The 9,708-nt window shown below is 71.9% G+C and carries 10 protein-coding genes; 2 read left to right on the forward strand and 8 right to left on the reverse strand.

What is annotated here, in order from left to right; all coding sequences use genetic code 11:
• Positions 1-99: 99 nt before the first annotated feature.
• From EF918_RS27000 to EF918_RS27010, 3 genes are all read right to left on the reverse strand, one after another.
• A complete protein-coding gene (locus EF918_RS27000; RefSeq protein WP_125651444.1) occupies positions 100-345 on the reverse strand; it encodes a chaplin in 246 nt (81 codons plus the stop codon).
• Positions 346-509: 164 nt separating this feature from the next.
• Positions 510-1,154, reverse strand: a complete 645-nt coding sequence (locus EF918_RS27005; RefSeq protein ID WP_125651446.1) for a response regulator transcription factor — start codon at positions 1,152-1,154, stop codon at positions 510-512.
• Positions 1,147-2,280 (reverse strand): GAF domain-containing sensor histidine kinase, encoded by a 1,134-nt coding sequence (locus EF918_RS27010; protein ID WP_125651448.1) that lies wholly within the window; start codon positions 2,278-2,280, stop codon positions 1,147-1,149. The genes EF918_RS27005 and EF918_RS27010 overlap by 8 nt, the downstream gene beginning before the upstream one ends.
• Positions 2,281-2,686: 406 nt before the next feature.
• On the opposite strand from EF918_RS27010, the gene EF918_RS27015 reads away from it, so the two are divergent.
• Entirely contained in the window at positions 2,687-3,358 is a 672-nt protein-coding gene (locus tag EF918_RS27015; protein WP_125651450.1) for a transglycosylase SLT domain-containing protein, read from the forward strand.
• A 95-nt stretch (positions 3,359-3,453) separates the two neighbouring features.
• Here EF918_RS27015 and EF918_RS27020 read toward each other — a convergent pair whose 3' ends face one another.
• A complete protein-coding gene (locus EF918_RS27020; protein WP_125651460.1) occupies positions 3,454-5,946 on the reverse strand; it encodes an FHA domain-containing protein in 2,493 nt (830 codons plus the stop codon).
• Positions 5,947-6,395: 449 nt separating this feature from the next.
• On the opposite strand from EF918_RS27020, the gene serB reads away from it, so the two are divergent.
• Positions 6,396-7,595 carry a phosphoserine phosphatase SerB gene (serB, locus tag EF918_RS27025; protein ID WP_125651452.1) on the forward strand — a complete coding sequence of 400 codons (1,200 nt, stop codon included), beginning with the start codon at positions 6,396-6,398 and terminating at the stop codon, positions 7,593-7,595.
• Positions 7,596-7,680: 85 nt separating this feature from the next.
• On the opposite strand, the gene EF918_RS27030 is transcribed toward serB, so the two are convergent.
• The 4 genes from EF918_RS27030 to EF918_RS27040 all read right to left on the reverse strand — a co-directional run.
• Positions 7,681-8,205: a histidine phosphatase family protein gene (locus EF918_RS27030; RefSeq protein ID WP_125651454.1), complete on the reverse strand. Its 525-nt coding sequence runs from the start codon at positions 8,203-8,205 to the stop codon at positions 7,681-7,683.
• 93 nt (positions 8,206-8,298) lie between these two features.
• Positions 8,299-8,505, reverse strand: a complete 207-nt coding sequence (locus EF918_RS27035) for a hypothetical protein (RefSeq protein WP_125651456.1) — start codon at positions 8,503-8,505, stop codon at positions 8,299-8,301.
• A gap of 164 nt (positions 8,506-8,669) precedes the next feature.
• A complete protein-coding gene (locus EF918_RS38565) occupies positions 8,670-8,786 on the reverse strand; it encodes an SGM_5486 family transporter-associated protein (protein WP_260610718.1) in 117 nt (38 codons plus the stop codon).
• Between the two features lie 4 nt (positions 8,787-8,790).
• Positions 8,791-9,708: MFS transporter (locus EF918_RS27040; protein ID WP_125651458.1), on the reverse strand; the 918-nt coding region annotated here is incomplete at its 5' end.

The raw sequence follows: 9,708 nt of genomic DNA on the forward strand, positions 1-9,708 counted from the left end.
GGGCAACACCGGCGTCAACGCCTGACCCCACCCCGACCCGGCGCCGGGTGGGGTGTGGGGGGAGGTGCACCCCGGGCCCGGCGCCGGGTCGGGGTGGGGTCAGGCGTTGACGCCGGTGTTGCCCCAGGCACCGTTCAGGAGGCCGATCACGGTCGCGGTGTTGCCGACCACGTTGACCGGGAGGTGGACGGGCACCTCGACCAGGTTGCCGGCCGCCACGCCGGGCGAGTTCAGGGCCTCGCCCTCCGCGTGGGCGCCACCGTGCGCCATGGACACGCCGGCGCCCGCGGCGACCAGGCCGCCCGCGATCAGGGTGACGGCCGCGGCCTTCTTGATGTTCTTCACGTTCGGATTCCTCCAGTGCGTCTGCCGCGGCCGTCCGCCGCGGCACGCCCTGGAGAACGGTCGGCCGCCAGAGGCGGGTACGCCGTGTGGGGTACATCCACCCGACCGTATGAATTTCGGCGCGGGCCCGTCACCGGCGGCCGTCCTCCGCCAGCCGGTCCGCGTCACCCGGTCCGCGTCACCCCGTGGCGCACCGCCCACAGCGCCGCCTGGGTGCGGTCGGCCAGGTCCAGCTTCATCAGGATGTTGGAGACGTGCGTCTTGACCGTCTTCTCCGACAGGACCAGGGCTCGGGCGATCTCCCGGTTCGCGCGTCCGTCCGCGATCAGCCCGAGCACCTCCCGTTCGCGTTCGGTCAGGGTGCTGCCGCCCCGGCCCGACCCGGTGTCCTGCGCCAGCAGGGCGCCGGCCACCTCCGGCTGGAGCAGGACGTGCCCGGCGTGGACCGAGCGGATGGCCGCGGCGAGCGCGTCGGGGTCGACGTCCTTGTAGAGGTATCCGGCGGCGCCGGCGCGCAGCGCGGGGACGACCGTGCGCTGCTCGGTGAAGCTGGTGACGATCAGCACCCGGGCGGGGTTGGCCAGCTCGTGCAGCCGGCGCAGGGCGTCCACCCCGTCCATGCCCGGCATCTTGACGTCCATGAGGATCACGTCGGGGCGCAGTTCCTCGGCCAGCTCGACGCCGTGCGCGCCGTCGCCGGCCTCGCCGACCACCTCGATGTCGTCCTGGACCTCCAGGAAGGTGCGCAGGCCCCTGCGGACGACCTGGTGGTCGTCCACCAGCAGGACGCGGACGGGGGTGTCAGCCACCGGGTACCTCCATCTCGATCGTGGTGCCCTGGCCGGGCGCCGAGTGGGTGGTGAGCCGGCCGCCGGCGCCGGCGGCCCGGTCCCGCATGGAGACCAGGCCGAGGTGCCGGCCGGCCCGGCGGACCGACTGCGGGTCGAAGCCGCGGCCGTCGTCGCGTACGCGCATCACCACGGGTCCGTCGGGCCGCCGGGTCAGGGTGACGTCGACCCGGGCGGCGCCGGAGTGCCGCAGGGCGTTGTGCAGGGCCTCCTGCGCGACCCGGAGCAGGGCCTCCTCCTGGGCTGCGGGCAGGGCCCGTACGCCGTCGCAGGTGAAGGTGACGTGCGCGGTGTGGGCGCGGTCGAGGACCTGGACCTGGTTGCGCAGGGTGGCGACCAGCCCGTCCTCGTCGAGGGCGGCCGGGCGCAGCTCGACCACGGCGGCGCGCAGCTCGTCGGCGGCCTCCGCGGCCAGGGCGGCCACCTGCTGGAGCTCGTCCTTGGCGCGGGCCGGGTCGCGGGTGACCAGGGCCGCCGCGGCCTGGGCCGTGAGCCGCAGGCTGAACAGCTTCTGCGCGACGGCGTCGTGCAGCTCGTGGGCGAGGCGGGAGCGCTCCTCGGCGATGGTCAGCTCGCGGCTGCGCTCGTAGAGCCGGGCGTTGGTCAGGGCGATCGCGGCGTGCTGGGCGAGGATGCCCAGGAGGTCCTCGTCGGCGGTGGTGAAGCCGCCGCCGCCGTGCTTGTTGGCGAGGAAGAGCGCGCCGAGGATCTCCTCGCCGTCCCGGACGGGCAGCCCGAGGAAGTCGGTCATCTCGGGGTGGGACGCCGGCCAGCCGCCGAAGCGGGGGTCCGTGCGGACGTCGGCCAGCCGCTGGGCCTCGGGCCGGTGGAGCATGGCGGCGAGGATGCCGTGCTGGCGGGGCAGCGGGCCGATGCCGCGCCACTGTTCCTCGCTGACGCCGTCGACCACGAACTGGGCGAAGCCGCCGTGGTCGTCGGGGACGCCGAGGGCGGCGTACTCGGCGTCGAGCAGTTCGCGGGCCGAGACCACGATCGTCTTCAGGACGTCGCGGACCTCCATCTGGCGGTTCATCGCCAGCAGGGCGGTGCTCACCGCGGCCAGCCCGGCTCCCGGTCCGTTGTGCATGGGCTCACCGTACCCGCGGCGGTGGCGGGCTTCCCCCCTATATAGGGAGTCCTCTCTGCATACCGGACATTCCGCCTCAGGCAGGGGGTTTGACGGATTGCATTGCTGGCGCAACGCAGCGTGAGACAGTCACGTGGTCGATGTGAGCCCTCGCATAGGGCGCACATCACTTACGAAGGCGCGTAGTGGAGGGATAAGGACGCTGTGAGGGCCGCTGGGAGCGGCCCATGCGGCGAAATGGGGGCGTGATCGCGGACTGCTGATCCACTATCCGGCTTCGTACGTCACACCTTTGCCACAGGATTTTGCCGCCGCTAAGAATGGCTGCCGTCGCACAGCGCCGTCGGATCCCGGATCCACACGGCGCTTTCCTGCGGCCCGCTCTCTTCGTAAAGGTGTGTGCTCCATGTCTGCGTCCCGCTCTGCTGGTCATAGCCGTCTGACCAAGGCCCACAAGACGGCTCTCGCCGGTGTCTCCGCCCTGGGTGCCGCCGCCCTCGCCTTCTCCCTGGTGCCGGCCGGTGCCGCCGAGACCCAGGTCATCGACGCCGCCCCGGTCGCGTGGACCAAGGTCATGGAGACCCAGACCAAGAACGTCGAGCACCTGACCGCGCAGCAGAGCGCCGCCGTCAAGCAGGCCGCCGCCGCCGACGCCAAGGTCAAGGCGGACGCCAAGGCCAAGGCCGAGGCCGCCGCGAAGAAGGAGCGCGAGGAGAAGGAGGCCGCGAGCCGGTCCGCCGCCCGCACCCCGGTCTTCGCCAACAACCTCGACGGCTGGATCAAGGAAGCGCTCTTCATCATGAAGCGCGAGGGCATCCCCGGCACCTACGCCGGCATCAAGCGCAACATCATGCGCGAGTCGAGCGGCAACCCGCGTGCGATCAACAACTGGGACATCAACGCCCAGAACGGCATCCCGTCCAAGGGTCTGCTCCAGGTCATCTACCCGACCTTCAAGGCGTACCACGTCGAGGGCACCAAGTTCGACCAGTACGACCCGGTCGCCAACATCGTCGCCGCCTGCAACTACGCGGCCGACCGCTACGGCTCCATGGACAACGTGAACAGCGCCTACTGAGAGCAGCGCTCTTCGTCCCCCATGCCGCAGGGGCGGCACCCGGTCTCCGGGTGCCGCCCCTGCGGTGTTGTCGTACGCCGTCCGGCCGGGGCCGACTAGTTGCGCATGACCTCGGGCTCGTGGCGGCGCAGCAGGCGCTGCACCGCGAAGCCGCAGGCGATGCCGAGGGCGAGCAGGACGAGGACGTCCAGGGTCCACTGGCCGGCCGTGTGGTCCCACAGCGGGTCGGTGTTCTCCGGGTGCTCCTGGTCCCACGGCGCCATCAGCTTGCCGAGGTTCAGCGTGGTGCCGGCCGCGGCGATGGCCCAGCGGGAGGGCATCAGCCAGGCGAACTGCTCCAGGCCCGGCTTGTCGTAGATCTGGAACAGGATGCCGGTGAACACGACCTGGACGATCGCGAACATGACCAGCAGCGGCATGGTCTTCTCGGAGGTCTTCACCAGCGAGGAGATGACCAGGCCGAACATCATCGAGGTGAAGCCCAGGGCGATCACCGAGATGCAGATCTCGGCGGCCGGCGACATGAACAGGCCCTCGGCGGGCAGCTTGCGCGGTCCGAAGCCGATGGCGCAGATGATCACGCCCTGGATGGCGGTGATGACGCCGAGGACGATCACCTTCGACATCAGGTACGCCGAGCGGGACAGGCCGGTGGCGCGTTCGCGCTCGTAGATGACCCGTTCCTTGATCAGTTCACGGACCGAGTTGGCGGCGCCGGAGAAGCACATGCCGACCGCGAGGATCAGCATGATCGTGCCGGCGTCGCCGTTGAAGCGGCTCGGCGGGACCGGCGGGGCCAGGCCGAACTTCGCCGGGATGACCGTGGAGACGATGCCGAGGACCGCGGGCAGCGCCACCATCAGGACCATGAAGCCCTTGTCGGAGGCGATGACCGACAGGTAGCGGCGGATCAGCGTCCACAGCTGGTCGCCCCAGCCCTGCGCCTTCGGCGGCATCATCTGCTGCGGCGAGGGCATGGTGGCCTGCTGCGGGGCGACCGCGTCGAGGTCGGCGGCGTAGAGCTGGTAGTGCTGCGAGCCCTTCCAGCGGCCGGCCCAGTCGTAGTCCCGGTAGTTCTCGAACGCCGAGAACACGTCGGCCCAGGTGCTGTAGCCGAAGAAGTTCAGCGCCTCGTCCGGCGGGCCGAAGTACGCCACCGAACCGCCCGGGGCCATGACCAGCAGCTTGTCGCACAGCGACAGCTCGGCCACGGAGTGGGTGACGACCAGGACCGTGCGGCCGTCGTCGGCGAGGCCGCGCAGCAGCTGCATGACGTCGCGGTCCATGCCCGGGTCGAGGCCGGAGGTCGGCTCGTCGAGGAAGATCAGCGAGGGCTTGGTGAGCAGCTCCAGGGCCACGGACACGCGCTTGCGCTGACCGCCGGAGAGCGCGGTGATCTTCTTGTCCTTGTGGATGTCGAGCTTGAGCTCGCGCAGCACCTCGTCGATCCGGGCGGCGCGCTCGGACTCGGCGGTGTCGCCGGGGAAGCGGAGCTTGGCCGCGTACTTCAGGGCGGTCGAGACCTTGAGCTCCTTGTGCAGGATGTCGTCCTGCGGGACCAGACCGATGCGCTGGCGGAGCTCGGCGAACTGCTTGTAGAGGTTCCGGTTGTCGTAGAGGACCTCGCCCTGGTTGGCGGGCCGGTAGCCGGTGAGCGCCTTGAGCAGCGTGGACTTTCCGGAGCCGGAGGGGCCGATGACGCCGATGAGCGACTTCTCCGGGACGCCGAAGGTGACGTCCTTGAGGATCTGCTTGCCGCCGTCGACGGTCACCGTGAGGTGGCGCGCCGAGAAGGAGACGTCACCGGTGTCGACGAACTCTTCCAGCCGGTCGCCGACGATGCGGAACGTGGAGTGGCCGACGCCGACGATGTCGTTCGGGCCGAGCAGCGCGGAGCCGGACTTGGCCAGCGGCTGACCGTTGACGTAGGTGCCGTTGTGGCTGCCGAGGTCGTGGATCTCGAACCGGCCGCCGGTGGAGCGGAATTCGGCGTGGTGGCGCGAGACCTGGAGGTCGGAGACCACGAGCTCGTTGTCCAGGGCACGACCGATGCGCATGACGCGGCCGACGGCGATCTGGTGGAACGTCGTCGGGCTGCGGTCGCTGTAGCCCTGGTGCCCGCCGGCCGGCTGGGCGGCGGGGCCGCCCGCGTGCGGCTGCTGCTGGTGCTGCTGCTGCTGCGGGACGAACGGCTGCTGCTGCTGGTGCGGCTGATGCTGCTGCGCCTGCTGGGAGCCGGGCCACGCCTGCTGAGCCTGCGCCTGGTGCGCCTGCGCCTGGTGGGCCTGCGCCTGGTGCGCGACCGGCTGCGGCGCGGCGGCGGCACTCGGATTCAGCCGCGGCCCGTCGGTGGCGTTGCCGAGGTACACCGGCGTCCCCGACACGAGTTCGACCTGCTGGACCCTCCCCCCGTGCACATAGGTGCCGTTGGTGCTGCCGTGGTCCTCCAGGACCCAACCCCGGCCGTTCCAGCTGATGCTGGCGTGACGCCAGGAGACCCGGGCGTCGTCGATGACCATGTCTCCCTGGGGGTCCCGCCCCAGCGTGTACGACCGGGACGGATCCAGCGTCCAGGTCCGTCCATTCAATTCCAGTACGAGTTCCGGCACTCCAGCCCCACTTGTTGTCCCCCGAGAATCCCCCTGCAGTCAGGGAGTCTAGGGATGGCGAACATCCGGGGGAACTATTCCAGGCCAGCGACCACAAGTGGTATTCGGGCCGGGTACGGAACCGCACGGCTGCCCCGCGGCCACCTGTCGGCGGGGCCGGAAACCCCCCGGAGGGTGAGAATCGGGACTTCTCGACCGCACGCGTACGGGGCGGGCCGGGGTAACGGGACCGGCCATCGGCTGTCGGGGGCGGCCGCCGGCCGTCGGGCGCGCCCGGTGTTCACCGGGGCGCCACCGTGGGCCGGTGCCCCGTACACCGTCCCCTCACCCCGGCCTCGCCCCGCGGCTGACCTGCGGTGGCACCCGGCGTCCACGAAGTGGTCCAGGGGGAGCCGTGACGGGGTCCAGGGGATACGGTGGGGTGCACCATGAGCGCTTCGCAGACCTCCGACGTCCCCACCCTCCTCGTCAAGATCTTCGGCAAGGACCGTCCCGGGATCACCGCCGGGCTGTTCGACACCCTCGCCGCCTACTCCGTCGATGTCGTGGACATCGAGCAGGTGGTCACCCGCGGCCGTATCGTCCTGTGCGCCCTCGTGACCAAGCCCGGCAACGGCGCCGAGGGCGAGCTGCGGGCCACCGTCCACAGCTGGGCCGAGTCCCTCAAGCTCCAGGCCGAGATCCTCTCCGGCACCGGTGACAACCGGCCGCGCGGCGAGGGCCGCTCCCACGTCACCGTGCTCGGCAACCCGCTGACCGCGGAGTCCACGGCCGCCATCGCCGCCCGGATCACCGCGACCGGCGGCAACATCGACCGTATCTTCCGGCTGGCCAAGTATCCGGTGACGGCCGTGGAGTTCGCCGTGTCCGGCACCGCCACCGAGCCGCTGCGCACCTCCCTGGCGCTGGCCGCCTCGCACCTCGGCGTGGACGTGGCCGTGGTGTCCGCCGGTCTGCACCGGCGGGCCCAGCGGCTGGTCGTCATGGACGTGGACTCCACCTTGATCCAGGACGAGGTGATCGAGCTCTTCGCGGCCCACGCGGGCTGCGAGGACGAGGTCGCCGAGGTCACCGCCCGGGCGATGCGCGGTGAGCTGGACTTCGAGCAGTCGCTGCACGCCCGGGTGGCGCTGCTGGCGGGCCTGGACGCCTCGGTGGTGGACAAGGTGCGCGCCGAGGTGCGCCTGACGCCGGGCGCCCGGACCCTGATCCGGACCCTGAAGCGGCTGGGCTACCAGGTCGGTGTGGTCTCGGGCGGGTTCACGCAGGTCACGGACGACCTCAAGGAGCGGCTCGGCCTGGACTTCGCCTCCGCCAACACCCTGGAGATCGTCGACGGCAAGCTGACCGGCAAGGTGATCGGCGAGGTCGTGGACCGGGCGGGCAAGGCCCGGCTGCTGCGCCGCTTCGCCGCCGAGGCCGGGGTGCCGCTGGCCCAGACGGTGGCGATCGGCGACGGCGCCAACGACCTGGACATGCTGAACGCGGCCGGGCTCGGCGTGGCCTTCAACGCCAAGCCGGTGGTCCGGGAGGCCGCGCACACCGCGGTGAACGTGCCGTTCCTGGACGCGGTGCTGTACCTGCTGGGGATCACCCGGGAAGAGGTCGAGGCGGCGGACCTGGCCTGAGGCCGCCGCTGCGGACGTGAGCACGTACGCGACACACGTACGGGGACGGGCCCGGCCGGCGCTGCACGGCCGGGGCCCGGGCGCGTCAGCCGTGGTCCTTCGGGGTCCAGTAGTCCACGAGCGTGCCGACGCCGTGCTCCACGGACTTCCACGAGCCGGTGAACGTGACGACGGCCAGCGCGGCGGTCGGGAAGCCGGAGCGGTTCATCCGGGCCAGGGCGTCGCCCTCGGCGCGGCCTGCGAGCGCGTCGGCAAGGGCGTGCATGCCGGGGTTGTGGCCGATGACGATCACGTCGGAGACCTCGTCGGAGACCTCGTTGAGCACGGCGATGATCTCGCCCAGCGAGGCGTCGTAGAGCCGCTCCTCGTACACGGTCTTCGGCCGGTGCGGCAGCTCGTGGGCGGCGAGCTTCCAGGTCTCACGGGTCCGGACGGCGGTGGAGCACAGGGCCAGGTCGAAGGCGATGCCGGTGTCGGCCAGCTTCAGCCCCACGGCCGGGGCGTCCTTGCGGCCGCGCTCCGCCAGCGGGCGGTCGTGGTCGGCCACGTCGGGCCAGTCGGCCTTGGCGTGTCGGAGGATGGCGATCCTGCGAGGTGTATCGGCGCTCATGACCCCCAGCTTCCCACGAAACGGCCCTCGGGGCGCAGGGTGTTGGGGGGCTCACCCGCACGGGCGGCGGACCGCGGCGGGCGGGGTTCCGGGTCAGCCGAGGACGCGCAGGAGCCGCCCGGTGACCTGGGTGAGGGCGGAGCCGTCGCCGGATGCGGCGTGCGCCTGTCCGGAGCCGGCGAGCAGCAGCAGGAGCAGCCCGAAGGCCAGGGCCGGCAGGGCCAGGGCCCACCAGTGCAGACGGGCGTCGGCGCCCGCGGCGGGGTGGGTGACGGACCGGGTGGGCAGGGGGGCCGGCATGACCGCCTCCGTGGGTGTTCGGCTGGGAGTTCCTCTCTGCCGTCGAATCTATGGATCCGACGGCCGGTCTCCCATCCGGGGCACACCCCACTCCCCCCTGAACCTGACCCCCTAGGGGGCGGTGGGGATATCCCTACCCCGGCCGTCCCGGTGCCGGGTCCGGCTCAGGGGGACGCCAGGGTGGCGATGACGGCGATGATCACGGTCACACCGAGCATCGCCGCGAGGACGATGCCGAGCTTCTTGTGGCCGTTCTGCGGGTTCGGTTCGAGGACGGGCATGCGGTCAGTCTCGCATGCCGCATTCGTCCTCGATCGTGCGGTCCCGTCCCGCGAGGACGCCGACCAGGACCTGCGGCACCATCAGGGCCGCCATCAAGGTCAGCGGCAGGTCCCAGCCGCCGCTGTGCTGGTAGAGCGCGCCGATGAGCAGGGGCCCGGGGAGGGAGATCAGGTAGCCGGTGCTCTGGGCGAAGGCGGAGAGCTTGGCGACGCCGGCCGGGGACTTCGCGCGCATCCCGATCATGGTGATGGCCAGCGGGAAGGCGCAGTTGGAGACGCCGAGCAGCAGGGCCCAGGCCCAGGCGCCGGCCGCCGGGGCGAAGTAGAGGCCGGCGTACCCGGCGAGGCCGAAGAGGCCGAGGGTGACGGCCACGGGGCCCTGGTTCTTCAGCCGGCCGGCCACACCGGGGATGACGAAGGCCAGCGGGACGCCCATGACCATGGTGACGGCGAGCAGCACCCCGGCGGTGCCGGCGGAGACCCCGGCGTCGCGGAAGATCTGCGGGAGCCAGCCCATGGTGATGTACGCGCCGGTGGCCTGGAGCCCGAAGTAGCAGGCCAGGGCCCAGGCGGTCCGGCTGCGCACCACGCGCGGGCCGGTGTCGGCGCCCGGGGCCGCCGCGGCGGGGCCGGCGGCCGCGGCCCGGGCGCGGGCGTCCTGCCGGGTCCGGCGGGCCAGCGGCAGCCAGGGCAGGACGGCGACGACGGCGAGTCCGGCCCAGACCAGCAGGCCGGTGCGCCAGCTCCCGCCGAGGGCGTCGGTCAGCGGGACGGTCGCGGCGGCGGCCAGCGAGGTACCGGTGGCCAGGGCCATGGAGTACAGGCCGGTCATGGTCCCGAGGCGGGCGGGGAACCAGCGCTTGACGATCACCGGCAGCAGCACGTTGGTCAGGGCGATGCCGGCGAGGGTGAGGGCGCTGGC

Origin of the sequence: Streptomyces sp. WAC06614 (genome assembly GCF_003949795.1) — a bacterium.
Classification (GTDB): domain Bacteria; phylum Actinomycetota; class Actinomycetes; order Streptomycetales; family Streptomycetaceae; genus Streptomyces.

Bases quoted from the DNA above. Each gene is read 5' to 3' on its own strand.
- EF918_RS27010 (WP_125651448.1), bottom strand. From the start codon at position 2,280: ATGCACAACGGACCGGGAGCCGGGCTGGCCGCGGTGAGCACCGCCCTG.
- EF918_RS27015 (WP_125651450.1), top strand. From the start codon at position 2,687: ATGTCTGCGTCCCGCTCTGCTGGTCATAGCCGTCTGACCAAGGCCCAC.
- serB (WP_125651452.1), top strand. From the start codon at position 6,396: ATGAGCGCTTCGCAGACCTCCGACGTCCCCACCCTCCTCGTCAAGATC.
- EF918_RS27030 (WP_125651454.1), bottom strand. From the start codon at position 8,205: ATGAGCGCCGATACACCTCGCAGGATCGCCATCCTCCGACACGCCAAG.
- EF918_RS27035 (WP_125651456.1), bottom strand. From the start codon at position 8,505: ATGCCGGCCCCCCTGCCCACCCGGTCCGTCACCCACCCCGCCGCGGGC.
- EF918_RS38565 (WP_260610718.1), bottom strand. From the start codon at position 8,786: ATGCCCGTCCTCGAACCGAACCCGCAGAACGGCCACAAGAAGCTCGGC.